The sequence below is a fragment of the Sphingobium sp. TomTYG73 genome (assembly GCF_055394245.1).
In genome coordinates this window covers 953713-977721 of the sequence record NZ_AP027339.1, presented here as the reverse complement: position 1 = coordinate 977721, position 24009 = coordinate 953713, and the positions used below count along the sequence as shown (strand labels likewise).

At 61.2% G+C, this 24009-nt stretch carries 21 protein-coding genes and 1 tRNA gene; 16 read left to right on the top strand and 6 right to left on the bottom strand.

The window, feature by feature from the left end; all coding sequences use genetic code 11:
• Positions 1 to 130 precede the first annotated feature (130 nt).
• Positions 131 to 2863, top strand: a complete 2733-nt coding sequence (secA, locus tag ACZ5TH_RS04990; RefSeq protein ID WP_464794820.1) for a preprotein translocase subunit SecA — start codon at positions 131 to 133, stop codon at positions 2861 to 2863.
• Between the two features lie 139 nt (positions 2864 to 3002).
• Here the strand turns inward: secA and ACZ5TH_RS04985 are convergent, their stop codons facing one another.
• Both ACZ5TH_RS04985 and ACZ5TH_RS04980 read right to left on the bottom strand, forming a co-directional pair.
• Positions 3003 to 3425 (bottom strand): DUF983 domain-containing protein, encoded by a 423-nt coding sequence (locus tag ACZ5TH_RS04985; RefSeq protein ID WP_464794819.1) that lies wholly within the window; start codon positions 3423 to 3425, stop codon positions 3003 to 3005.
• A 289-nt stretch (positions 3426 to 3714) separates the two neighbouring features.
• Complete coding sequence (locus tag ACZ5TH_RS04980) at positions 3715 to 3954, bottom strand: hypothetical protein (protein WP_464794818.1); 240 nt, start codon at positions 3952 to 3954, stop codon at positions 3715 to 3717.
• 205 nt (positions 3955 to 4159) lie between these two features.
• On the opposite strand from ACZ5TH_RS04980, the gene ACZ5TH_RS04975 reads away from it, so the two are divergent.
• The 5 genes from ACZ5TH_RS04975 (at position 4160) to ACZ5TH_RS04955 (ending at position 10340) form a co-directional block, all read left to right on the top strand.
• On the top strand, positions 4160 to 5065 hold the full coding sequence (locus ACZ5TH_RS04975; RefSeq protein ID WP_464794817.1) for a LysR family transcriptional regulator: 906 nt from the start codon (positions 4160 to 4162) through the stop codon (positions 5063 to 5065).
• Between the two features lie 92 nt (positions 5066 to 5157).
• Entirely contained in the window at positions 5158 to 5610 is a 453-nt protein-coding gene (locus ACZ5TH_RS04970; RefSeq protein ID WP_464794816.1) for an NAD(P)H-dependent oxidoreductase subunit E, read from the top strand.
• Positions 5607 to 7184, top strand: a complete 1578-nt coding sequence (locus tag ACZ5TH_RS04965) for a formate dehydrogenase beta subunit (RefSeq protein WP_464794815.1) — start codon at positions 5607 to 5609, stop codon at positions 7182 to 7184. The genes ACZ5TH_RS04970 and ACZ5TH_RS04965 overlap by 4 nt, the downstream gene beginning before the upstream one ends.
• Positions 7181 to 10027, top strand: coding sequence for a formate dehydrogenase subunit alpha (gene fdhF / locus ACZ5TH_RS04960; RefSeq protein WP_464794814.1), 2847 nt, complete (start codon positions 7181 to 7183; stop codon positions 10025 to 10027). The genes ACZ5TH_RS04965 and fdhF overlap by 4 nt, the downstream gene beginning before the upstream one ends.
• A gap of 4 nt (positions 10028 to 10031) precedes the next feature.
• A complete protein-coding gene (locus tag ACZ5TH_RS04955; protein WP_464794813.1) occupies positions 10032 to 10340 on the top strand; it encodes a formate dehydrogenase subunit delta in 309 nt (102 codons plus the stop codon).
• A 201-nt stretch (positions 10341 to 10541) separates the two neighbouring features.
• On the opposite strand, the gene ACZ5TH_RS04950 is transcribed toward ACZ5TH_RS04955, so the two are convergent.
• On the bottom strand, positions 10542 to 11618 hold the full coding sequence (locus tag ACZ5TH_RS04950) for a hypothetical protein (protein ID WP_464794812.1): 1077 nt from the start codon (positions 11616 to 11618) through the stop codon (positions 10542 to 10544).
• Between the two features lie 136 nt (positions 11619 to 11754).
• Positions 11755 to 11844: transfer RNA gene (locus ACZ5TH_RS04945), tRNA-Ser, on the bottom strand.
• A 150-nt stretch (positions 11845 to 11994) separates the two neighbouring features.
• Between ACZ5TH_RS04945 and ACZ5TH_RS04940 the strand changes: the two genes are divergently transcribed.
• The 10 genes from ACZ5TH_RS04940 (at position 11995) to mazG (ending at position 22019) form a co-directional block, all read left to right on the top strand.
• The gene (locus tag ACZ5TH_RS04940) at positions 11995 to 13041 is read left to right on the top strand and encodes a lytic murein transglycosylase (protein WP_464794811.1); all 1047 of its coding nucleotides are present in this window, start codon (positions 11995 to 11997) and stop codon (positions 13039 to 13041) included.
• Positions 13042 to 13155: 114 nt separating this feature from the next.
• A complete protein-coding gene (locus tag ACZ5TH_RS04935) occupies positions 13156 to 14319 on the top strand; it encodes a D-alanyl-D-alanine carboxypeptidase family protein (RefSeq protein ID WP_464772323.1) in 1164 nt (387 codons plus the stop codon).
• A complete protein-coding gene (tmk, locus tag ACZ5TH_RS04930; RefSeq protein ID WP_464794810.1) occupies positions 14316 to 14942 on the top strand; it encodes a dTMP kinase in 627 nt (208 codons plus the stop codon). Before ACZ5TH_RS04935 ends, tmk begins: the two co-directional genes overlap by 4 nt.
• Positions 14939 to 15910, top strand: a complete 972-nt coding sequence (locus ACZ5TH_RS04925) for an AAA family ATPase (protein ID WP_464794809.1) — start codon at positions 14939 to 14941, stop codon at positions 15908 to 15910. The genes tmk and ACZ5TH_RS04925 overlap by 4 nt, the downstream gene beginning before the upstream one ends.
• A 44-nt stretch (positions 15911 to 15954) precedes the next feature.
• Positions 15955 to 17517 (top strand): methionine--tRNA ligase, encoded by a 1563-nt coding sequence (gene metG, locus ACZ5TH_RS04920; RefSeq protein WP_464794808.1) that lies wholly within the window; start codon positions 15955 to 15957, stop codon positions 17515 to 17517.
• Positions 17518 to 17520: 3 nt separating this feature from the next.
• A complete protein-coding gene (locus tag ACZ5TH_RS04915; protein WP_464794807.1) occupies positions 17521 to 18309 on the top strand; it encodes a TatD family hydrolase in 789 nt (262 codons plus the stop codon).
• Complete coding sequence (locus ACZ5TH_RS04910; RefSeq protein WP_464794806.1) at positions 18306 to 19091, top strand: MBL fold metallo-hydrolase; 786 nt, start codon at positions 18306 to 18308, stop codon at positions 19089 to 19091. The genes ACZ5TH_RS04915 and ACZ5TH_RS04910 overlap by 4 nt, the downstream gene beginning before the upstream one ends.
• Positions 19092 to 19095: 4 nt before the next feature.
• Positions 19096 to 19722: a retropepsin-like aspartic protease family protein gene (locus ACZ5TH_RS04905; RefSeq protein WP_464794805.1), complete on the top strand. Its 627-nt coding sequence runs from the start codon at positions 19096 to 19098 to the stop codon at positions 19720 to 19722.
• Positions 19719 to 21020, top strand: coding sequence for an MFS transporter (locus tag ACZ5TH_RS04900; protein ID WP_464794804.1), 1302 nt, complete (start codon positions 19719 to 19721; stop codon positions 21018 to 21020). Before ACZ5TH_RS04905 ends, ACZ5TH_RS04900 begins: the two co-directional genes overlap by 4 nt.
• 210 nt (positions 21021 to 21230) lie before the next feature.
• The gene (gene mazG, locus ACZ5TH_RS04895; RefSeq protein ID WP_464794803.1) at positions 21231 to 22019 is read left to right on the top strand and encodes a nucleoside triphosphate pyrophosphohydrolase; all 789 of its coding nucleotides are present in this window, start codon (positions 21231 to 21233) and stop codon (positions 22017 to 22019) included.
• A gap of 4 nt (positions 22020 to 22023) precedes the next feature.
• Here mazG and hflX read toward each other — a convergent pair whose 3' ends face one another.
• Positions 22024 to 23346, bottom strand: coding sequence for a GTPase HflX (gene hflX / locus ACZ5TH_RS04890; RefSeq protein ID WP_464794802.1), 1323 nt, complete (start codon positions 23344 to 23346; stop codon positions 22024 to 22026).
• Between the two features lie 65 nt (positions 23347 to 23411).
• Positions 23412 to 23894, bottom strand: a complete 483-nt coding sequence (gene hfq, locus ACZ5TH_RS04885; protein WP_464794801.1) for an RNA chaperone Hfq — start codon at positions 23892 to 23894, stop codon at positions 23412 to 23414.
• Between the last annotated feature and the right edge of the window lie 115 nt (positions 23895 to 24009).

The following is a 24009-nucleotide window of genomic DNA, read 5'->3' as shown; positions in this document are numbered from 1 at the left end:
ATCATTGCCTCGATCGAAGCGTTCAGGCCGCTCATCAATTGACTATCCCACAGCCAAACCCTAAATCGCCGCGCATATCCGTGTGCGTTGCTTTAAAAGGGCGCGCGCCCCCCTATTGTCAGGAACTTGCATGTTCGGCGCACTCGCCAAGTCCATCTTCGGATCGTCCAACGAACGTTACGTAAAGTCGTTGGGCAAGATCGTCGAACGCATCGCATCTTTCGAACCCGTCATTTCGGCGATGAGCGACGAGGAACTGACGGCCCAGACGGCCCGATTCCGGGAACGCCTGGCGCAGGGTGAAACGCTCGATGACCTGCTGCCCGAAGCCTTCGCCACGGTTCGTGAGGCCGCCAAGCGCACCCTTCACCAGCGCCACTATGATGTGCAGATGGTCGGCGGCATCGTCCTCCACCGCGGCGAGATCGCCGAAATGCGCACGGGTGAGGGTAAGACGCTGGTCGCGACGCTCGCCACCTATCTGAACGCGCTGGAAGGGAAGGGCGTCCATGTCGTTACCGTCAACGACTATCTCGCCAGCCGCGACTGCGAGTGGATGGGGCAGGTCTATCGTTTCCTCGGCCTGACCACGGGCGTGATTGTGCCGAACCTCAGCGAGGATCAGCGGCGCGAAGCCTATAACGCTGACATCACCTACGCGACGAACAACGAACTCGGCTTCGACTATCTGCGCGACAATATGAAGTACGACCGCGCATCGATGGTGCAGCGGCCCTTCAACTTCGCCATCGTCGATGAGGTGGACTCGATCCTGATCGACGAAGCGCGCACCCCACTGATTATCTCCGGTCCGACCGACGACAAGTCGGAACTCTATGTAGCCGTCGATGCTATCGTGAAGAAGCTGGACGAAGCCGATTATGAGAAGGACGAGAAGCAGCGCACCGTCACCCTGACGGAGGACGGGACGGAAAAGATCGAGCGTCTGCTGGAAGATGCTGGCCTGCTGGAGGGCGCCAACCTCTACGATTTCGAAAACACCGCCGTCGTTCACCACGTCAACCAGGCGCTGCGCGCGGTCGTGATGTTCCGCCGGGACATCGATTACATCGTCAAAGACGGCAAGGTCATCATCATCGATGAGTTCACCGGCCGCATGATGGATGGCCGCCGCTGGTCGGACGGCTTGCACCAGGCGGTGGAAGCCAAGGAAGGGGTGAATATCGAGCCTGAAAACCAGACGCTCGCCTCCATCACTTTCCAGAATTTTTTCCGCATGTACCCGAAGCTCGGCGGCATGACCGGCACGGCCGCGACCGAAGCGACCGAATTCTACGAAATCTACAAGATGAACGTCGTCACCATTCCGACCAACCGGCCGGTTCAGCGTGTCGATGAAGAAGACAGCTTCTACAAGAATCTGGAAGACAAGTTCCGCGGCATTGCAAAGACGATCAAGGTCCATGCCGAAAAGGGCCAGCCCGTCCTTGTCGGCACGGTGTCGATCGAAAAGTCGGAAATGCTGTCCGAATTCCTCAATCAGGAAGGCGTCAAGCACGCCGTCCTCAACGCCCGCTTCCATGAAAGCGAAGCGCACATTGTCGCGCAGGCGGGCCGGAAGGGCGCCGTCACCATCGCGACGAACATGGCGGGTCGCGGCACCGACATCAAATTGGGCGGCAACCTGGAAATGCGCGTCGAGGACGAACTGCGCGACATGCCGGAAGGGCCGGAGCGCGAAGCCGCCATCGCCCGCATCGACGCAGAGATCGAGGCGGAGAAGGCCGAAGTGCTCGCCGCTGGTGGTCTCTTCGTCCTCGCGACCGAACGGCATGAAAGCCGCCGCATCGACAACCAGCTGCGCGGTCGTTCAGGGCGTCAGGGCGACCCCGGCCTCTCGCGCTTCTACCTCAGCCTCGACGATGATCTCATGCGCATCTTCGGCCCGGACACCATGTTCGCCAAGATGATCCGTTCCAATCTTGAGGATGGCGAGGCGCTGCCCCCCTCGAAATGGCTGAGCAAGGCGATCGAAACCGCGCAGAGGAAAGTCGAAGCGCGCAACTACGACATCCGCAAGCAGGTCGTCGAATATGACGACGTCATGAACGACCAGCGCAAGGTCATTTATGAACAGCGCGCCGACATCATGGACGCTGATACCGTTGATGACGTCGTGACGGACATGCGGCACGAAACGGTCAACGACCTTGTCGGCGCATCCTGTCCTCCGGGTACGTATCCCGAACAGTGGGATATCGACCGGCTGAAGGCGCGCACCGCCGAAATCCTTGGGCTTGAACCCGACTTCGACGCATGGCTGACGGAAGATGCCGTCGATCCGGAATTGATCGAGGAACGCCTCAAGGCTCTTGCCGATGAAGCGGTCGCCGAAAAGATTGGCGGGATCGATCCGGAAAACTGGCACATGATCGAAAAATCGATCCTGCTCCAGAGCCTGGACCATCACTGGAAAGAGCATCTGTCGACCCTCGACGCGCTGCGCCAGGTCGTTCACCTGCGCGCCTATGCGCAAAAGACGCCGATCAACGAATATAAGCAGGAAGCCTTCGCCCTGTTTGAGCGCATGCTGAGCAACATCCGTGAGGATGTGACCGGCTCGATCGCGCGCGTGCAGTTCAGGATGGAAGAACCGCTGCCTGAGTTCGACCTGCCCGTGCTTCCCGACTTCATCACCACGCACATCGACCCCTTCTCGGGCGAAGATAATAGCGGCGACATTGACGCGGGCCAGTTGGGTGGCATCACCACCACGCTCCCGCGTCCGCCGGTCGGCAATGCACAGCCCGGCGAGTTCACCAATCTGGATATCAGCCGCAACGCGCCATGCCCGTGCGGCTCCGGTCAGAAATACAAGCACTGCCATGGCGCGCTCGCCTGAGCGCCAACCGCTAGCGGCAGTTCTGGCAGCTTATCGAATCACCGTCATGCCAGCAAACTGGCGCGGCGGGGCTCATATCTGAAACGAGGCGGGCGCGCACGGGGCCTTCTGGAGGGGCGATCCATATCGCCCCCATCCCTCAATCCCGCTTGTCTGCCCCATCTCCGTGCAGCTTGGCCCATAGGTCCGCCGTCCCTGCCTCCTGCGCCTTCGTCACATATTGGGCGGCGACCAGCCAGCCCTTGATCGGGCGTAACGGCAACACTGTCGTCAATATGAGCACCGGGATACCGACGGCGATGTGCACCCATAAAGGCGGCCGCGCCAATATCTCCAACATCACGATAAAGATGACGCCGGGAACGCAGGCGAACAACTGCACGAACACCGCTGGGCCATCCGCCGGGTCCGCAAAGGAATAGTCCAGTCCGCAAACCTCACACCGATCGCGGACGGTAAGAAATCCCTTGAAAATATGCCCGTCGCCGCACCGGGGGCAACGGCCCAGCGCGCCGGTTTCGATCAGCGAACGCCGTGGCGACTTATCCGACGGTTGAACCATATCTGCTTCCCCTGTGCACGTTCCGGGCCTTCGCCTAGCAAGTCCATGTGATGATAGAGGAGCCTAATTCAATTGGCCTTTTTGTCCCACCTGCATATTGCCTCGCTCCAAAGGGCGTCGTCCGCATTGACGTTACGGCATGGCCGCTGGAAAGTTATCACTGGATTGCAGTCGTCAACAATGTCTGTTAAACGCGCCGCGATTTGGATGCCCGACAGCATACAAGTCGCGCCCCCGGCATCCCTTGCCCGGGGGCGCTTTCATTTTTATCGGCTGCAATCCCCCTAGGTTATTGATGCGCAGGCTTTCCGCCTACGGGGTCGCTCGGCACGTCAAAATTTTCCATGGCGTCATGCAGGACCTGATCGGGACAGGAAGCGGCCAGCGCCCTAACCTTGTACCGCAACGCCAATTCCCGATGCGCCGCAACCTCTTCGGCAGGAGCGTGCCTTGCCAAGGCGTCGTTGACCTTGGCAGCTTCTTCCCGCGCGCGCCGGAACAAATAAGGTGCATCCGTTTGCCCAGACATTGCAACCTCCAGATGGTGAGGTGGAAGTGATAGCATGCTGGTTCACAATACTCCTTAACGAGGGTTAAGGCGAGGCGCAGGTGCGATCATCTCCAAAATCGGCCCCAGGATGCGCATACGGCCGAATTCGCGCTCCGTTCCTGCTCCAGATGGCGACCATAGTTTCGCTCTATGAACTTCCGCCCGATCCAGTGTAGATGACAGCATGCAGACGCGCCTTGTCGAATATTTCCTGGCGTTAGAGCGCGAAGGTCATTTCGCGCGCGCCGCCTCCTATTGCAATGTCTCGCAACCCACCTTGTCCGTGGGCATCGCGTCACTGGAAGCGCAGCTGGGAAAGCGGCTGATCCGGCGCGATCGCAAATATGTGGGATTGACCGCGGAGGGTGAGGCTATCCTGCCATGGGCACGGCAATTGATCGCCGCTGCCGAAGCCCTTGGTCACGCGGCGGAAACAGCCCGTGGTCCGCTGAAGGGCGAATTAAGGCTGGGCGCGATCCCGGCTGCCATGCCGGTGATCGGCCATCTCACCGAAGCGATGCTGGAGCGCCATCGGGGCCTTAACATCTCCGTCCGCGCGCTCACTTCGCGGCAGATCGAGCGGGGCCTTGCTGCGTTCGAACTGGACGCCGGCATCACCTATCTCGATTTCGAGCCACCGGCCCACGCCTTGTCAGTGCCCCTTTATACAGAGCGGGCGATCCTCATCGGTGCGGTCGGCTGCGCTCCGATACCCGATCCGCTGGACTGGGCCGATCTTGCGGACCTGCCGCTGTGCCTGTTGCATCAGGGCATGCAGAACAGGCGTATCCTGGACGCGCGTCTGGCTGAACGCGGGCTTGCCCTGCGCCCGGTGGTCACGGCGGACAGCTATGTCGCACTGCTCGGCCTCGTGCAGCAGGGGCGGCTCTGTTCCATCATTCCGGAAAATCATGCGACCTTGCTGGAGGGGCTGGCCTGGGCGCGGACCTATCCGCTGCCCGCCACGGCGGAGGGCAGTCGGGTGGGCGTGATAGTGTCGGATCGCGCACCGATGGGGCCTTTGGCTCAAGCGGTCCTCAGCGTCGCGCGCGACCTGCGCTTGCCCAATGGCTATCGCACCGCTTCATAGAATATCTCTATCATCCATTAGGGGCTTCAATTTGACCCGAGCCGGGTGGCCCGGCACGATGGCGTCTGATCGAAGGCTGCAGGCAGGGCAGGATGGAAGCATTTATCGAAAGCTGGACCGCGCGTCATGGCGCCACGCGCGACCAGTTACTGCCCCTTCTGCATGCGGTGCAGCACGAGGTGGGCTATATCGACGATGCGCAGGTCCCGATAATTGCGCGGGCGTTGAACCTCACCCGCGCGGATGTGCATGGCGTCATCACCTTCTACCATGATTTTCGCCGTGTTCCGCCCGGCCGCCACATTGTGAAGCTCTGCCGCGCGGAAAGCTGCCAATCACGCGGCGGCGCGGCGATCGAACATCAGGCGGCGCAAATTCTGGGCGTCGCCATGGGGGAGACCCGAGTTGACGGCCAGCTAAGCCTGGAGCCTGTCTACTGCCTGGGTCTCTGTGCGATCGGCCCGAACGCGCTGGTGGACGGCCGACCGGTTGCAGGGATCGATGCCAAAGCCCTGGAGCGGATCGCGGCGGAGATGGCGGCATGAGCCGGGTCTTCATCAGCCGGGATATGGCCTCCGTCGCGCTCGGTGCAGACGAAGTGGCGCGCGGCTTCACGCAGGCAGGGTGCGAAGTGGTGCGCACTGGATCGCGCGGCTTGTTTTCCATCGAGCCATTGGTCGAAATGGAGACTGACGGGGGCCGTATCGGCTATGGGCCGGTCGGGACGCAGGATGTCGCGGCGGTACTAGACGGCACGCATCCTGCCAGGCTGGGCAAGGTGGACGATTTGCCCTTCTTCGCTGGTCAGCAACGCTTTACCTTCGCACGGTGCGGCATCATCGATCCGCTGAGCCTTACCGATTATGCGGCCCATGATGGCTGGAAGGGGCTGGAAAAGGCTCGCGCCATGCCTCCGCAGCAAGTGGTCGATGCGGTCAAGGCGTCAGGGCTGCGCGGGCGCGGCGGCGGCGGTTTCCCGACCGGGATCAAATGGCAGACGGTGCTGGATGCGCCGGGCGCGCCTAAGTTCATCGTCTGCAACGCCGATGAAGGTGACAGCGGCACCTTCGCGGATCGGATGCTGATGGAGGGCGATCCCTTCTGCCTGATCGAAGGGATGGCGATCGCCGCCCATGCCGTCGGCGCGGCCCATGGCTATATCTACATCCGCAGCGAATATCCCTACAGCATCGCCACCATGCGCGCGGCGATCGATGCCAGCGCGCATCTCATCACGCCCTTCACGCTGGAGGTGCGCGAGGGCGCGGGCGCCTATGTCTGCGGCGAGGAAACAGCGCTGCTCGACAGTATCGAGGGCAAACGCGGGCAGGTGAGGGCAAAGCCGCCGCTCCCGGCCTTGCAGGGGCTATTTGGTCAGCCGACCGTCATCAACAATGTGCTGTCGCTGGCTGCGGTGCCCTTCATCCTGGCGGAGGGGCCGGATGCCTATGCGACGGTTGGCTTTGGCCGCTCGCGCGGAACCATGCCGGTGCAGCTCGCGGGCAATGTAAAGCATGGCGGCCTTTATGAGATTGGCTTCGGCATAACGCTTGGCGAGTTGGTGAACGACATTGGCGGCGGCACGGCGAGCGGTCGCCCTGTGCGGGCGGTGCAAGTGGGTGGACCACTCGGCGCTTACTTCCCGCCATCGATGTTCCATCTGCCGTTCGATTATGAAGCCTTTGCGCAAGCTGGCGGGCTGATCGGCCATGCCGGCATCACCGTCTTCGATGACAGCGTCGATATGGCGCATATGGCGCGCTTTGCCATGGAGTTCTGTTCGGTCGAAAGCTGCGGCAAATGCACGCCCTGTCGGATCGGATCGACGCGGGGGGTGGAGATCATGGATCGGCTGCTGACCCGCAGGGCGGAGGGGCTGCCTCCAGCGAACCCATCAATTTCGGCAGGACTGAGCAAGGCGCTCTATTCACGAGCGCCCGGTACCATGCAACGCAGCGTGGACGAGGATCTGCAACTGCTGCGCGACCTGGCCGATACGATGAAATATGGCTCGCTCTGCGCGCTGGGTGGGTTCACACCCTATCCGGTGTTGAGCGCGCTCGATCATTTCCCCGAAGACTTTGGCGCGGCTGCGTCTACCAAGGAAGCTGCGGAATGACCTTCACCCGCGAAGCCGATCATGGCACCCCGCCAGCCATAGCCAACGGCAGGTCCGTCACGCTCACAATAGATGGCGAGCGCGTCACCATGCCAGAGGGCACGAGCATCATGCGCGCCGCTTCGCTGACCGGCTGCTCCATTCCCAAACTGTGCGCCACCGACAATCTGGAGAGTTTCGGCTCCTGTCGCCTATGCCTGGTCGAGGTGGAAGGACGCAGCGGCTATCCCGCCTCCTGCACCACGCCCATCGCCGAAGGCATGGTGGTTCGCACCCAAAGCGATCGGCTGAAGCAGCTCCGCCGGGGCGTGATGGAGCTTTACATCTCCGACCATCCACTCGACTGCCTGACCTGCGCCGCCAATGGCGACTGCGAATTGCAGGATCAAGCCGGTGCAGTGGGACTGCGCGAGGTCCGCTACGGCTATGACGGCGCAACCAATATGGGGCAGGCCAAGGACCAGTCGAACCCTTATTTCGACTTCGACCCCAGCAAATGCATAGTCTGCTCCCGCTGCGTGCGCGCCTGTGAAGAGGTGCAGGGCACCTTCGCGCTGACTATCGAGGACAGGGGCTTCGGATCGAAAGTCTCGGCGTCGCAGGGCGAGGATTTCCTCGGCTCCGAATGCGTGTCCTGCGGTGCCTGTGTGCAGGCTTGTCCCACCGCCTCGCTGATTGAAAAGAAAGTGGTTGAGGTCGGCACGCCCGACCGGGCCATCGTCACCACCTGCGCCTATTGCGGCGTCGGCTGCACCTTCCGCGCGGAAATGCGTGGCGAGGAGCTGGTGCGCATGGTGCCGTGGAAAGAGGGCAAGGCCAATCGCGGCCATAGCTGCGTCAAGGGCCGGTTCGCCTGGGGCTATGCCCAGCATCAGGATCGGATACTCAATCCCATGATCCGCGCGTCCGTGGACCAGCCATGGCGCGAGGTGTCGTGGGACGAAGCCATTGCCCACACGGCAGCGGAGTTCCGCCGGATCCAGGCCAAATATGGTACGCGCTCCATCGGCGGCATCACATCAAGCCGCTGCACCAATGAAGAAACCTTCCTCGTCCAGAAGCTCGTCCGCCAGGGTTTCGGCAACAACAATGTCGATACCTGCGCCCGCGTCTGCCACTCGCCGACCGGCTATGGGCTCAGCACGACCTTCGGCACCTCTGCCGGGACGCAGGATTTCGACAGCGTGATGCAGTCCGACGTGATCCTCGTCATCGGCGCCAACCCGACTGACGGCCACCCCGTATTTGCCTCGCGCATGAAGAAGCGGTTGCGGCAGGGCGCCAAGCTGATCGTCATCGACCCGCGCCGCATCGATATGGTGAAGTCCCCCCATGTCGAGGCGGAACATCATCTGCCGCTGCGCCCCGGCACCAACGTCGCCATGCTGACGGCTCTTGCTCATGTCGTCGTGACCGAAAAGCTGTACGACGAACCCTTCATTCGCGCGCGCTGCGATTGGGACGAATTTGCCGAATGGGCCGAGTTCGTGTCACAGCCAGCCCGTTCTCCCGAAGCCATCGAACCGCTGACAGGAGTAAAGGCGCAGGAGGTCCGCGCCGCCGCTCGCCTCTACGCCACCGGAGGCAACGGCGCGATCTATTACGGCCTCGGCGTCACGGAACATAGCCAGGGCAGCTCGACCGTCATGGCGATCGCCAACCTCGCCATGGCGACCGGCAATGTCGGGCGCGAGGGCGTGGGCGTGAACCCGCTGCGAGGACAAAATAATGTGCAGGGCGCCTGTGACATGGGCAGCTTCCCGCACGAATTTTCCGGCTATCGCCACGTTTCCGACGGCGCCACGCGCGCGCTGTTCGAACAAAGCTGGGGCGTGGCGCTGGACCCCGAACCGGGGCTTCGCATCCCCAACATGCTGGATGCGGCGACCGACGGCACCTTCAAGGGCATTTTCATCCAGGGCGAGGACATTCTCCAATCCGACCCCAATACGCATCATGTCGCGGCCGGGCTGGCGGCGATGGAGTGCGTCGTGGTGCAGGACCTCTTCCTCAACGAGACCGCCAATTACGCGCATGTCTTCCTGCCCGGCTCCACCTTCCTGGAAAAGGACGGAACCTTCACCAATGCCGAACGGCGCATTCAGCGCGTGCGCAAGGTGATGGCGCCACTCAACGGCTATGAAGATTGGGAGATCGTGCAACTGGTCGCCAACGCCATGGGACTCGGCTGGACCTACAGCCACCCGTCGCAGATCATGGACGAAATCGCCGCGCTCACCCCGACCTTCGCGGGCGTGCATTATGACCGCCTGAACGCAGAGGGATCGCTGCAATGGCCCGCGAACGACCGGGCTCCTCACGGCACGCCGACCATGCATTTAGACGGTTTCGTGCGCGGCAGGGGCAAGTTCGTCGTCACCGACTATGTGCCGACCGATGAAAAGACCGGCCCACGTTTCCCGCTACTGCTGACCACAGGGCGCATCCTTAGCCAATATAATGTCGGCGCGCAGACCCGCCGCACCGCCAATGCCGCCTGGCATCCCGAAGACCGACTGGAAATCCATCCCAGCGACGCGGAAAACAGGGGCCTTAAGGACGGAAATTGGGTAACGCTCCGCAGCAGGGCAGGGGAAACCACCCTGCGAGCGCTGGTGACCGAACGGGTAGCACCGGGCGTTGTCTATACGACCTTCCACCATCCCGAAACGCAGGCGAACGTCATCACCACCGACTATTCGGACTGGGCCACCAACTGCCCGGAATATAAGGTGACGGCGGTGCAGGTGTCCGCATCCAACGGACCCAGCGACTGGCAGAAAAGCTATGACGCGCAAGCCCGGCGTAGCCGGCGCATCGACATGATCCACGCAGCGGAATGACGGCATGACTGAAGACCACTCGATGATGTCCAATCAGGACCGGCTGGTCTATATGGCCAACCAGATCGCCAGAAACTTCATGACCATGGGCGAAGAGAAAGCGGCGCAGGCAGTCGCTGATCACATCGCCAAATTCTGGGAACCGCGAATGCGGACGCAGATATTCGCTCTGCACGAGAAGGGGGAAGCGACATTCGCTCCGGTTGCCGCCAGGGCGATCACTCTCTTGCGTGCGGGAGGTTCGCCGCCGCCGCAGACGCGAGCTACGGAGCTTAACAGCGTGAACGAAGTCGGTCGCTCCGACACAGGCTGAAGCTCGTATGCAAGCCGTGTTCAAAGGCAATGGAGGTCACCATGCGCCCCAAATTTGGAACAATCGCAGCGACAAAGGATGCAGGAACCGTCCCCCTATGCTGAAGGGAGGCGCTGCTTCGATTTGTGAAAATTAAGGCCCCTCAATCCTTTACTGTCGAATCTTGTGATTATCCAAAAAAACAGAACCTGAATTGTTTAGTTACCAGAGAATCTCGTGAATGGCGTTCAGAAGCGGGGAACCGTTTAGTTCACCCTTTAGTAAGCCGTAGATAATGGCAGCAACGACGCCCCCGACAATGGTAATGCCCCAAGACAATACACCCGGGCCAAGGCGTCCTATCAAACTAGATTTTCGCGTGGTCGGAAAAAGGATGAAATTCGGTACATACTGGCGATGAAAATAGGTAATCAGGGATTGGACAGCGAGTGCGCTTGCCGCAAATGCTAACCTTTGGCTGAATGTCGGCAAACCCGGTAAAGCCGCTAACGCAGCCGCTAAGATGACGATATTAACGGTTAACCCGAATTTGCGGAATTGTGTCGCCAGTTTCCGTTGAAACCCATTAACATGCCTTGAGAGAGCTTCCGCTTTCCCGATGGCCCACGCCTCTTGAACGCTTTGAACGCGGATTATGTTCTCTCCCCAAGCGGTAAGTTCCACCATCGCGTTTCGGTTTAGTCCATACATTTCGGGTTCTTGTACAGAGATCTTGAGATATCGGAGTTCTGGGAGATTATCTAAGATGGCCTCAAACTCGTCCGAATATATGTTCTTCTCATTTCCTTTGTCGTTGAACGTAACCACGGCGCGCTTTTGAGCAAAATCCTTGACTAGTTGGGCGACGAGACTCCGCACGTCGTCGGCATAAAGTCGAATTGCGCCCATAGAGCGGGCAGAGGTATTCATTTGTTCGGGGATTGCACCAACGTTGCTCGCTCGCACTTGAAACGTATGTGGCCAAAGCTGAAAAGTCCCGCCGGTTCCAATTGTAGAGGACCATTCGCCATCCAATCGGCCTTCAGGAGTAAGCGCCCCGACAACAGTTAGTTGGCCTAACTCCACGCCCTCCGGCGCTTCGCCTTGCGGTGTTCCGGCAAGAGTTATGTTCCCCGCCTCGAACTTGCCAGTCACATCGTAGACTGCAACTCCCAATTTGTCGTCATTAAGCCGGATGATGCCTGTTAATGAGTCGTCCTCGCCATTGAGTATGACCGAAACATTGCCGGTGTTGGTTCCTAAGACGCGACCATTCCAGTTTTTCTCGATACCAGCCATGAAATTCCCCCTATCAGGTAAGTTACGGAGGTAAGGCGATTTCGCCAAGCGAAAGGATATTTGCTCGACCTTAATGATGGCGGGTATGTTGGCCACACACCAAATTTATGAGAAACATAATAATATCAATGGATTTTGGCGGACAGGGTGGGATTCGAACCCACGGTGAGCGTAAACCCACGGCGGTTTTCAAGACCGCTGCCTTAAACCACTCGGCCACCTGTCCGTCCGCTCGCTTCCTAGCGAAGCTTTGCGTCATGCCAAGCGTAAAATGACCAAAATCCGCTTTCGACGCGTTCTTGGCATGAATGCAGCGACAAGGGGGATTTCGCCTCCTGCTGTCGCTGTGCCACAAAGGGCTGAGGGAGATTCTCTAATGCGTTCAACCATTCACTCGCTTCTACTGCGTCTTGCCGTCGTCACGGCGGGCAGCTTGATGGCGGGGCCTGGCATGACGCAGGACATGGCTCAGGACGCCGGTTTCCGCAGCTATCTGGAAACGCTTCGGCCAAAGGCGCAGGCGATGGGCATCCGCTCTTCCACGCTGGATTCCGTCTTCCCCACGCTCACGCCGAACCCACGGGTTGTCCAACTGGATCAGAACCAGCCGGGGGGAGGCGCCTATTCCCCCATTCCCAATTTCGAACCCTATCGGCGGCAGCATGTCGATGCCGCGCGCATCAGCCGTGGCCGCACCGCTTATCAGGCGAACCGCGCCCGGCTTGCCCGGATAGAGGCGGAAACCGGCGTGCCTGAGGAAATCATGGTCGCGATCTACGGCCATGAAACCAATTACGGTTCCTATACCGGCGATTTCGACCTCATCCGCTCGCTTGCGACGCTATCCTATGAAGGCCGTCGCCGCACCCTGTTCGAACCGGAATTGCTGGCGACGCTCAAGATGCTGGACAATGGCGTGCCCCGCAGCCGCCTGGTCGGCAGTTGGGCAGGGGCGACGGGCTATCCCCAGTTCCTTCCCAGCGTCTATCTGCGTCTGGCCAAGGATGGCGACGGCGACGGCCGCGCCGATATCTGGAACAGCGAAGCCGATGCGCTGGCCTCCATCGCCAACTATTTCGTCAACGCAGGCTGGCGGCGTGGCCAACCCTGGGGCGTGGCCGTTTCGGTGCCGACCGGGTTCAACCGGGCTAGCGTATCGGCACGGCTTTCGCCTGCCCGCTGTCCCCGCGTATTCAACCGTCACAGCCGCTGGCTGACGATGGCCGAATGGCGCAGCCGGGGCATCGTTCCGGCGGGCGGCAGCTGGCCAGCGGACACGGTGCTGGCGACGCTGCTCGAACCCGATGGTCCGGGCAAGACCGCCTATCTGCTCACCAGCAATTATCGGGCGATCCTCGATTATAATTGCTCGAATTTCTACGCCCTGTCCGTCGGGCTGCTCGCCGACGCCGTCCGGCAATAAGGGCGCAGCCGCGTCACCTGTTGCGCCAGCCCTCTTGAGAATGTGTCTGTCATGGCTAATGACAGGGGCAGGGCATTCTCATCACCCGAATCCATCAGTGCGAAGGCAGTCCTCATGAACAAGTCACTAGCCGCCATCCTCTTCGTCGGATTGCTGGCGCAGCCTCTCACGGCTGCCGCGCCTCCTTACACCAGTGAGGCGCCCATCGCTTACATGAAGGATCTGTCGTCGGGCGCCGTACTGTATGACAAGGGCGGCGAAACGCGCATCCCGCCAGCGTCGATGGCGAAAATGATGACGGCGCACGTCGCCTTCCGCCTGATCCAGAAGGGCGACCTGAAGCTGGACACGAAATTCACCGTCCGCCCCGAAACCTGGAAGCAGTGGCATGGCCCGGCGGCCGGTTCGACCATGTTCCTGTCGGCGGGCGAGCAGGTGTCGGTCGAAAATCTCCTCCACGGCATCGTGACCCTATCCGGCAATGACGCCTGCGTGGTGTTGGCCGAAGGGATCGCCGGAACGGAGCAGGCTTTCGTGGCGCAGATGAATGACGAAGCCAAGCGCCTCGGCCTCAAGAACAGCCATTTCGGCACCAGCAATGGCTGGCCGGATGAAGGCGTCACCTATGTGACTGCGCAGGACCTTGCCCGTCTCGCCGAAGCGACGATCGAGGAGACGCCTGACCTCTACAAGCGCTTCTACGCCACGCGCGCCTTCACCTGGGGCAAGACCATGGGCGGCTCCGACATTGCGCAAGCGAACCGCAACCCGATCCTCGGCAAGGTTGCCGGTGCCGATGGCCTCAAGACCGGCCATACGGAGGAAGCGGGCTTTGGCTTTACCGGCTCGGCCGAACAGGACGGCCGCCGCATCGTCATGGTTGTTGCTGGCCTGCCGACCTACAATGGCCGCGTTTCGGAATCCGTCCGCTTCATGGACTGGGGCTTCAAGGCATGGAAAGCGCAGCCGCTCTTCAAGAAAGGCCAGACCGTCGAAACCGCTGAAGTTCAGCTGGGCAGCGCCACCAGCGTGCCGCTCGTCGCCCCGCAGGACATGGCTGTAACGCTGCCCCGCACCGCGTCGGGCAACATCTCGGTCAAGGTCGCCTATACCGGCCCGATCAAGGCGCCGATCGCCAAGGGGCAGAAGATCGCCGAACTCATCGTCTCCACCCCCGACACCCCGCCGCAGGTCTTGCCTTTGGTGGCAGGTGAGGAAGTGTCCGAAGCGGGCATCTTCGGTCGCCTCTGGAACGGCCTGAAGTCCTTCTTCGGGTGACACGCGGCCGGTTCATCTCTCTGGAGGGCGGGGAGGGCGCCGGTAAATCGACGCAACTCCGCGCCCTAGCCGCCGCTTTGCGGGCGAAGGGCCTGGAAGTCGTCGAAACCCGCGAACCCGGCGGCAGCGAAGGCGCGGAAGCCATCCGCGCGCTTCTTCTCACCGGCGCCGCCGACCGCTGGAGCCCGCGCGCCGAAGCGCTCCTCTTCGCCGCAGCCCGCGCCGATCATATCGAAAAAACCATCCGCCCCGCGCTGGATCGCGGCGCATGGGTGCTGTCCGACCGCTTCCTCGACAGCAGCCGCGCCTATCAGGGCATGGGCGAACTCACCGACGCCGACATTCTGACCCTCCACCGCATCGGCAGCGCCGACTTTCTCCCCGACCGCACCTTCTTCCTGACCCTCCCCGAAGCCGAGGCGCAGCAGCGCGCCTGGTCCCGCGACGGAGACGCCGCCGACCGCATCGGAGGCCGCGACGCAGCCTTCCACGCCAATGTCGCATCCGCCTTCACCCGCTTCGCCGATCAGGACCCCGCCCGCATCCGCACCGTCGATGCATCGGGCCACCCCGAAGCCGTAACCTCGCGCCTCCTCGCAGCGCTCGACGACCTGCTGCCATGACCACCATCCTCGGCCATGACACCCAAGCCGACATGCTGCTCGCCGCCGCGCGCAGCGGCCGCATGCATCATGGCTGGATCCTCGCTGGCCCGCGCGGCATCGGCAAGGCCAGCTTCGCCCGCGCCCTGGCCCTTCGTCTCCTAGCGGAAGCAGCAGGTCCCGCGCCCGAAGGCGAAGGCCTGTCAGTCCCCACCGATCACCCCGTCCGTAAACTGATCGAAGCCGAAGCCCATCCCGACTACGCCGAACTCTACTGCCTGGAAAAGGAAACCGGCACTGCCCGCAACATCTCCGTCGATCAGGTGCGCGGCCTCCAGCGCCTCGTCCAGTCCGCCCCGTCCCTGTCGCAACGCCGCATCGTCGTCATCGACAGCGCCGACGATCTGGAGCGCGGCGCCGCCAACGCCCTCCTCAAGACGCTGGAAGAGCCGCCCGCCGACATGCTCTTCTTCCTCGTCAGCCACGCGCCCGGCCGCCTTTTGCCCACCATCCGCTCGCGCTGCCGCACCCTGCGCTTCGACACGCTCGACGGCGAGGCGATGCGCACCATCCTGCGCCGGGAGCAGCCCGACCTGCCACCCGCAGACATAGAGGCGCTCGCCGCCCTGGGAGAGGGCGCGCCCGGCCGAGCCCTGCGCTACGCGGGCCTAGACGTAACCGACCTGGACCGCATGCTCCGCGCGATCGCAGCCGACGGCGACCCCGGCAACCGACACCGCCTCATCCTCGCGAAGCAGCTCTCGGGCAAAGCCGCACGCCCCCGCTATGAAGCCTTCCTCGAACGCGTCCCCGCCTTCATCGCCGACGCCGCCCGCCAGCGCAGCGGCCCGGCGCTCGGCACAGCGCTGGACCACTGGGAAGCCGCGCGCCAACTCGCCAGCGGCGCCATCATCCTCTCGCTCGACCCCGCAGCCGTCGCTTTCGAACTCGCGGGCCATGTTGCCGCACTCGCCCCGGATCAGCGTTGAAAAGCAGGCTTTGCGCGCGCCTTAACAGCCGCTAGGGAAGGCGCATGTCGCAGCCCTACACCATCACCACCGCCATCAGCTATCCCAACGGCCGCCCCCATATCGGCCACGCCTATGAGGTGATCGCCACCGACGCGATCGCCCGGTTCCAGCGGATGATGGGCCGCGACGTCTTTTTCCAGACCGGCACCGACGAACATGGCCTGAAAATGGATCAGGCCGCCCGCACGCGCGGCATCGAACCGCGCGCCCTTGCTGATGAAATGTCCGGCTATTTCAAGGATATGAACGACAGTCTGAACATCAGCTATGATCGGTTCATCCGCACCAGCGAGCCTGACCATCACCGCGCATCCCAAGCCATCTGGCAGGCGATGGAGGCCAATGGCGACCTCTATCTCGGCCGCTATGAAGGTTGGTACTCCGTCCGCGACGAAGCCTTTTACGACGAAAAGGAACTGGTCGATGGGGAAGGGGGCGAAAAGCTCTCACCCCAGGGCACGCCGGTCGAATGGACCGTCGAGGAAAGCTGGTTCTTCCGCCTGTCCGCCTACCAGCAAATGCTGCTCGACCTCTACAACGGCCAGCCCGACTTCATTCAGCCCGACAGCCGCCGCAACGAAATCATGCGCTTCGTTGAGGGCGGCCTTTCCGACCTCAGCGTCTCGCGCACCAGCTTCGACTGGGGCGTCAAGGTGCCCCGTAGCGACGGCCATGTCATGTATGTCTGGGTTGACGCACTCACCAATTATTTGACCGGCTGCGGCTATCCCGACGACGCCGAGCGCATGGCGCGCTACTGGTCAGAAGGCGGCGACATAACGCACATCATCGGCAAAGATATCGTGCGTTTTCATACTGTTTACTGGCCAGCCTTTCTGATGAGTGCAAAGCTGCCTTTGCCCAAGCAGATCTTCGGTCACGGCTTCCTCCTCAACCGGGGTGAGAAGATGTCGAAGTCGGTCGGCAACGTCGCCGACCCGATGGAATTGGCCGAGCGTTTCGGCGTGGACCAACTCCGCTATTTCCTCCTGTCCGAAGTCACTTTCGGCAATGACGGCAGCTACAGCGCAGAGGCGATCGTCGCCCGGTCGAACAGCGACCTGGCCAACAGCTTCGGCAATCTGGCGCAGCGAACCCTGAGCTTCATCGCCAAGAATCTCGAAGGTCGCTTGCCCGAACCCGCGCCGCAGGATGTCGACAATGATCTGCTAAAAACTATCAGCGACGCCGCACAGACGTTCCAGACCGCCATGGCCGATCTCGCGCCTTCCACGGCTATCGAAGCATGGATGCGGGCGGTATTCGCCTGCAATGCCTATATCGATGCGCAGGCGCCCTGGGCCTTGCGCAAGACTGACCCGGCGCGGATGGAAGCGGTGCTGGCGACGCTCTACGAAGCCATTGCCAACCTCGCCATCATCATTCAGCCCGTGATCCCGGCCAGCGCCACCGCGCTGCTCGACCAGATGGGCGTTCCGCAGACGAGCCGGACCTACGAAGCGATCGGCAGCAACACCTACGCCGATCTCCGCGCCAGCGGGTTCACGCTCGCCGCGCCCAAGCCACTCTTCCCGCGCCTCGAACTCACCGAAGCGGACGCCTGATCCATGCTGATCGACAGCCATTGTCACTTGAATTACAAAGGCTTGATCGAAGATCAGCAGAATGTGCTTGAACGCGCGCGCTCCGCTGGCATCGAACTGATGCTCAACATCGCGACCCGCGAAAGCGAATGGGACGCCGTGCTCGCAACAGCCGAACAGGAACCCGATGTCTACGCAACTGTGGGAATCCATCCCCATGAGGCCGACGAGCATCCCCATATCGACACCGCCAAGCTGATCGAACGCGCTGCCCACCCTCGCGTGGTCGGCATCGGGGAAACCGGCCTCGACTATTATTACGATCATAGCGACCGCGCCCGGCAGCAGAACAGCTTCCGCGCCCATATCGCAGCGTCCCGCGCGACCGGCCTTCCGCTCATTGTCCACACCCGCGATGCCGAGGAGGATACGCTCGCCATCCTGCGCGAGGAAATGGAGCAGGGGGCCTATTCCGGCGTGATCCACTGCTTCACCGCCAGCGGAGCCTTCGCCGATGCAGCCCTGGACCTCGGCTTTTACATCAGCATTTCGGGCATCGTGACCTTCAAGAGCGCGAAGGATCTTCAGGAAACCGCTGCCCGTCTGCCGCTCGACCGGCTGTTGGTTGAAACGGACTCCCCCTTCCTCGCGCCCGTGCCCCACCGTGGCAAGTCCTGCGAACCGGCCTTCGTCGCCGATACCGCGCGCTTCCTGGCAAACCTGCGCGGCGAAAGCGTCGAGCAACTGGCCGCCGCAACCTCAGCCAACTTCCGCACCTTGTTCAGCAAGACCGGAGCAGCGCAAAAGGCATGAGCCTCAAGCTCACTATCCTGGGTTGTGGCACCTCATCGGGCGTCCCCCGGATCGGCAATGACTGGGGCAGCTGCGATCCGAACGAGCCGAAGAACCGGAGGACACGGGTATCGATCCTGGTGGAAAGCCCCACCACGCGCCTCCTGATTGACACGTCGCCAGACATGCGCGCCCAACTGCTGGCCGCCGATGTCATCCATATCGACGCCATTCTCTGGACCCACGACCATGCCGATCACTGTCACGGCATCGATGACGTGCGCCAGCTTTACCACCACCGCCGCACGCCCGTCCCGGGCTATGCCCGCCGTCAGACATTGAAACTCCTGAAGGAACGCTTCGCCTACGCCTTTGAAGGACGGCAGGGCTATCATCCGACCATAGAGCCGCATGTGCTGCCCGATGGCCTGCGCATCGGTGACATCGACATCGCTTGTACAGACCAACCCCATGGCGAGATTTACTCGACCGGTTTTCGCTTCACATCGGGTGGCAGGTCGATAGGATATGCTACTGATTTCCATGATCTTACGGCCGACATGATCAGCCTTTACGACGGGTTGGATGTCTGGGTTGTCGACGCCCTCCGCGAAAAGCCGCATCCGACCCATCCGCATCTGGCCCTTACCCTCGATGGCATCTCGGCCGTCCGTCCCGGCCGCGCCGTCCTTACGCATATGGATCAAAGCATGGACTATGCGGCTCTGTTGAAAACGCTGCCGGACGGCGTGGAACCCGGCTATGACGGCATGTGCATCGAATTGAACGGGGATGGGGGCTGACGGCATGAATGGGGATCAGGCGGCTTCCAGCATCTGGTATGTGCTCGCGCTTGTTCTCGTCGGCTCCGCCTTGCTGGCTCGCCGCATGCCCATGGCTGGCATGCTGCGCCTTGCACTGGTCTGGGTCGCCATATTTGCGGCCCTGCTGGGATTGTTCAAAATTGGTGAGAAAGCCGGACTTTTCTCCGCCCGAATGTCTGGGGCAGGGGCAGGGCCGGTTTCGCAGAAAACGCCGCCAACACCGCCTCCTGCCCGCGCCGAAGGTCAGGCACTTCGCATTCCCATGGCACCTGATGGCCATTTCTGGGTCGAAGGAACGGTCAACGGCACCGCCACCCGTTTCCTCATCGACAGCGGCGCCAGCATAACGGCCCTTTCCGTCCCCTCCGCTCGTGCGGCCGGGCTCAATTTTGACCTGAACGCACCGGGCGTGTCGATGATGACCGCGAACGGCCAGATTGACGCCAAGCGTTCCTCCATCTCCACTTTGGCCATCGGCCCGGTCCGGTCGAGCGATCTGCCCATCGTCATATCACCCGCTTTTGGTGAGGTGAACGTCATAGGGATGAATATGCTGTCCCGGCTCAAAAGCTGGGGCGTCGAAAATGGTGAGATGGTGCTGAATCCATGACGGCATCGCTGGCGCTGCGCGCGCCGACCCAGCGCGAAAGGCTAAAGGCGATCGTCGGTGGGTCCACCGGCAATCTGGTGGAATGGTATGATTGGTACGCCTATTCAGCATTCACCCTCTATTTTGCGCCGCATTTCTTCCCGAGCGAGGATCGCACGGCACAGCTTTTGAGCGCTGCCGGGATATTCGCCGTGGGCTTCCTGATGCGGCCTATCGGCGCCTGGTTGATGGGCATTTATGCCGACCGGCATGGACGCAAAAGCGGTCTCACCCTGTCCGTGGCTCTCATGTGTGCGGGTTCGCTGCTCATTGCGGTGACGCCAGGCTATGATGTGATCGGGATAGGGGCGCCCCTGCTGCTCGTCCTTGCCCGCCTGATGCAGGGTCTTTCGATCGGCGGCGAATATGGTGCCAGCGCGACCTACCTGTCTGAAATGGCGGGACGTGATCGGCGCGGTTTCTTCTCCAGCTTTCAATATGTTACGCTGATCGCCGGGCAGCTTGTGGCAATTTGCGTGCTGCTCATCCTTCAGGGTGTGCTGACCACTGAGCAGCTTGACGATTGGGGGTGGCGGATACCTTTCCTGATTGGCGGCGCTCTCGCCGTGATCGTCTTCTGGCTCCGCCGTGGGCTAAGTGAAACGCAAAGCTTCCATGCAGCGAAAGCCGAAGGAGCGCCGCGATCCGGCTTTGTTGAACTGGTCACGAAGCATCCTCGCGAAACACTGACCGTCATGCTGCTCTCGGCCGGCGGCACGATCGCCTTCTATGCCTATTCCATCTACATGCAGAAATTCCTGGTGAACACGTCGGGCCTCAGCCGGGAAATAGCATCACAGATCAATGGGATAACCTTGTTCTTTTTCATGGCTCTGCAACCGCTCGCAGGCGCGCTCTCCGACCGGATCGGGCGCAAGCCTTTAATGATCGGCTTCGGCATCCTGGGCATGCTGTTCACCTATCCAATATTCGCCACGCTCGCCGTAACTCGCGATCCACTGGTTGCGGGGCTGCTGGTGATGGCAGGCTTGATTATCGTCACCGGCTACACCTCGATCAACGCCGTCGTGAAGGCGGAGCTTTTCCCGGCCCATATCCGTGCCCTTGGCGTCGCGCTGCCATATGCCTTGGCGAACACATTGTTCGGCGGCACGGCCGAATTCGTGGCGCTCTATTTCAAGCAGATCGGCATTGAACAGGCATTTTACATCTATGTAAGCGTCATGATCGCCATATCGCTCATCATCTACATCAAAATGCCTGACACCCGTCGCCACAGCCAAATCCTGGAAGACTGAAACGGGGCGTTCTCGGTATCGCCTGATATGAGGGGGCTCACCTTTCGTGGCAGGTGACTAATTGGCTCATCTGGGTACGCTACGAACGGTCATCCCAAGTCGAATTTAACATAATATATATTATCGTACAAATATCAGTCCGGAAAGGATAGCCTTCCCCCAACCAAAACTCTATCTTCTCGCCACCTCCTTCTTGATTTCAGGACCCCCATGTCATCCAGCACCAAAGCGAGCCCCGCCGACATCATGCCGCTCGCCAACGTCATGGCTCGTCTCCGCGATCCGGACACCGGATGTCCCTGGGACATCCAGCAGGATTTTGCCAGCATCGCGCCCTACACAATCGAGGAAGCCTATGAAGTCGCCGACGCGATTGAGCGCAACGATATGCCCGCGCTCTGCGACGAACTCGGCGACCTCCTTCTACAGGTAGCTTTCCACAGCCGGATGGCCGAACAAGCCGGGCACTTTAATCTCCAGGACGTGATCGACGGCGTCACCGACAAGATGATCCGCCGCCATCCGCACATCTTCGGCGAAGGTGCCGAACGCGAACATGGCCATGCTCAATGGGAAGCGATCAAAGCAGCCGAACGCGCTGCCAGAGAACCCGACAGCAGCGCTCTCGCTGGCGTCGCCAACGCGCTTCCCGCACTACTCCGCGCCGAAAAGCTCCAGAAGCGCGCAGCCCGTACCGGCTTCGACTGGCCCGACACCCAAGGTGTGGTCGCAAAGATCCAGGAGGAATTGCAGGAAGTTCACGACGCCGCATCGCCAGAAGAACATCAGGAGGAGGTTGGCGACCTGTTGTTTGCCGTGGTCAACCTGGCCCGACACCTGAAGGTCGATCCGGAAGCTGCGTTACGGGCCGCAAACGCGAAATTCGAAGCCCGCTTCCGCGTCATGGAACAGGCCGCAGGATCACACTTCCAGAGCTTGGACCTCGATGGAAAGGAAGCTCTTTGGCAGCAAGCCAAATGCGAATTGGCCCGCCGATAACCGATCAAGAGCTCGCGCGTTTGGTGAACCGGGCAAGCGCAGAGTCAGACAGCCGAACTTTAACGACGAGGTCGCTGTCCACCGTTTCGCTAGCTATCACTTCACCCTGCTCGTGCAGCCAGGCAACGGCAGCGCCATCTGCCAACGGCACTCGAAGTTGATGGATTTGCGCCCCAGCAGTCAGTCTGGCGCTGATGCTTCTTTGCAGATCGTCCACGCCCTCGCCGGTCAGAGCGGAAAGGATCACGACATCTCCGCGCCGCTCCGCGATTTCCCGAAGTTGCGCAGCTTCTTCCTCACCCAGCAGATCAAGTTTGTTCCACGCCTCGATAATCGGGGGGACGTCGTCCCCCGCTCCAGCACCCTCTCCCGCCACACCAAGCTCACTCAGCACATCCAGCACATCATCGCGCTGCGCCTCACTATCAGGATGTGCGATGTCGCGGACATGTATGATGAGGTCAGCCGACAGAACCTCTTCCAGCGTCGCGCGAAACGCTGCGATCAACTGCGTGGGAAGATCCGACACAAAACCGACCGTGTCCGACAAGATCGCCTTGTCCAATCCCGGTAATGCGATCTGGCGCATGGTCGGGTCCAGCGTCGCGAACAGCAAATCTTCCGCCATGACATCGGCGCCCGTCATCCGGTTGAAAAGCGTGGACTTGCCAGCATTGGTATAGCCGACGAGCGCGATCACGGGCCAGGGAGCCCGCTGCCGCCGCGCCCGATGCAAGCTGCGGGTACGGGTCACATGGTCAAGTTCACGCCTGATCTTTGCCATGCGATCCCGGATCATCCGCCGGTCAGCCTCAATCTGCGTTTCACCAGGACCACCCAGGAACCCAAAGCCGCCACGCTGCCGTTCAAGATGGGTCCAACTGCGCACCAGCCTGCCCGCCTGATAATCGAGATGGGCCAGTTCGACCTGAAGGCGTCCTTCATTGGTGGCCGCACGTTCGCCGAAGATTTCCAGGATCAACCCCGTTCGGTCGATCACCTTGGCTTCGGTCGCCTTTTCAAGATTGCTCTGCTGAACCGGGCTCAACGCGTTGTCGACAATGACCAGTTCGGCATCTTCCATTCGCGCAAGCGTCGCAATCTGATCGACCTGGCCACTTCCGAACAGCGTTGCGGGCTTCCGATCCCGCACACGAAACGCCTGCGCGGCGCGCACATCAATGCCGATAGCCAGAGCGAGGCCTTTCGCCTCCTCCAGCCGGGCATCACTGTCGCGCCGTTCCACCCCATGAGTTTCAGCGCGCACGACCACGGCCCGCGCGCCGCGCGATACTTCGTCGGCAGAGTCCCTGTTGAAGACGGCCATAAGCGGCTAACGCATCAAGCGCCGACCCGCCTCATCAGAAGGCGGGCCGTACCGAAATAGATTGATCAATTCTCGCCCTCGCCTTCGCCACTCAGGTCGAGCGCATGGAGAGGTTGGACAGTGGAGATGGCATGCTTGTAGACAAGCTGCACCATGCCGTCGCGCTCCAGCAGCATGCAGAAAAGATCGAAAGCAGCGATCTCGCCCTGCAACATCACGCCGTTGACCAGAAACATGGTGACCGGGCTACCGGACTTGCGAACGGCGCTCAGGAATATTTCCTGAAGCAGCTTGGGCTTTGAATTGCCGTCGCTCGCTTTGCGAAGGTCGGTCAGGTCCATCGACTGAGCGGGCATCACTGTGGAAATCGCGTGCTTGTAGACAAGCTGCGATTGCCCGTCGCGCCGCAACAGAACCGAAAAGTTGTCAAACCAGGTGATGATCCCTTGCAACTTAACGCCCTTTACCAGGAACATGGTCACGGGCGTCTTGCTCTTGCGCAGGTTGTTCAGGAATATGTCCTGAAGATTATTGAGTTTTTCTGCCATGGTCTTCACCTTATTGGCGGGACGTTACCCGCTCTTGCACCCCTGGGCAGGGTGTCTTGCCCGCCCCCGCTCACCGGGGGCAATCAGAAAGCTACCGCAATTGCGAAGGGGCGTC

Excerpts from the sequence above, each read along its gene's own strand:
- ACZ5TH_RS04915 (WP_464794807.1), top strand. The coding sequence starts at position 17,521 with ATGCTGATCGACAGCCATTGTCACTTGAATTACAAAGGCTTGATCGAA.
- ACZ5TH_RS04950 (WP_464794812.1), bottom strand. The coding sequence starts at position 11,618 with ATGGCTGGTATCGAGAAAAACTGGAATGGTCGCGTCTTAGGAACCAAC.
- ACZ5TH_RS04940 (WP_464794811.1), top strand. The coding sequence starts at position 11,995 with ATGCGTTCAACCATTCACTCGCTTCTACTGCGTCTTGCCGTCGTCACG.
- ACZ5TH_RS04925 (WP_464794809.1), top strand. The coding sequence starts at position 14,939 with ATGACCACCATCCTCGGCCATGACACCCAAGCCGACATGCTGCTCGCC.
- ACZ5TH_RS04900 (WP_464794804.1), top strand. The coding sequence starts at position 19,719 with ATGACGGCATCGCTGGCGCTGCGCGCGCCGACCCAGCGCGAAAGGCTA.
- hflX (WP_464794802.1), bottom strand. The coding sequence starts at position 23,346 with ATGGCCGTCTTCAACAGGGACTCTGCCGACGAAGTATCGCGCGGCGCG.
- ACZ5TH_RS04905 (WP_464794805.1), top strand. The coding sequence starts at position 19,096 with ATGAATGGGGATCAGGCGGCTTCCAGCATCTGGTATGTGCTCGCGCTT.
- secA (WP_464794820.1), top strand. The coding sequence starts at position 131 with ATGTTCGGCGCACTCGCCAAGTCCATCTTCGGATCGTCCAACGAACGT.
- fdhF (WP_464794814.1), top strand. The coding sequence starts at position 7,181 with ATGACCTTCACCCGCGAAGCCGATCATGGCACCCCGCCAGCCATAGCC.
- ACZ5TH_RS04975 (WP_464794817.1), top strand. The coding sequence starts at position 4,160 with ATGCAGACGCGCCTTGTCGAATATTTCCTGGCGTTAGAGCGCGAAGGT.
- ACZ5TH_RS04965 (WP_464794815.1), top strand. The coding sequence starts at position 5,607 with ATGAGCCGGGTCTTCATCAGCCGGGATATGGCCTCCGTCGCGCTCGGT.
- metG (WP_464794808.1), top strand. The coding sequence starts at position 15,955 with ATGTCGCAGCCCTACACCATCACCACCGCCATCAGCTATCCCAACGGC.
- ACZ5TH_RS04955 (WP_464794813.1), top strand. The coding sequence starts at position 10,032 with ATGACTGAAGACCACTCGATGATGTCCAATCAGGACCGGCTGGTCTAT.
- ACZ5TH_RS04980 (WP_464794818.1), bottom strand. The coding sequence starts at position 3,954 with ATGTCTGGGCAAACGGATGCACCTTATTTGTTCCGGCGCGCGCGGGAA.
- ACZ5TH_RS04970 (WP_464794816.1), top strand. The coding sequence starts at position 5,158 with ATGGAAGCATTTATCGAAAGCTGGACCGCGCGTCATGGCGCCACGCGC.
- ACZ5TH_RS04985 (WP_464794819.1), bottom strand. The coding sequence starts at position 3,425 with ATGGTTCAACCGTCGGATAAGTCGCCACGGCGTTCGCTGATCGAAACC.
- ACZ5TH_RS04910 (WP_464794806.1), top strand. The coding sequence starts at position 18,306 with ATGAGCCTCAAGCTCACTATCCTGGGTTGTGGCACCTCATCGGGCGTC.
- mazG (WP_464794803.1), top strand. The coding sequence starts at position 21,231 with ATGTCATCCAGCACCAAAGCGAGCCCCGCCGACATCATGCCGCTCGCC.
- hfq (WP_464794801.1), bottom strand. The coding sequence starts at position 23,894 with ATGGCAGAAAAACTCAATAATCTTCAGGACATATTCCTGAACAACCTG.
- ACZ5TH_RS04935 (WP_464772323.1), top strand. The coding sequence starts at position 13,156 with ATGAACAAGTCACTAGCCGCCATCCTCTTCGTCGGATTGCTGGCGCAG.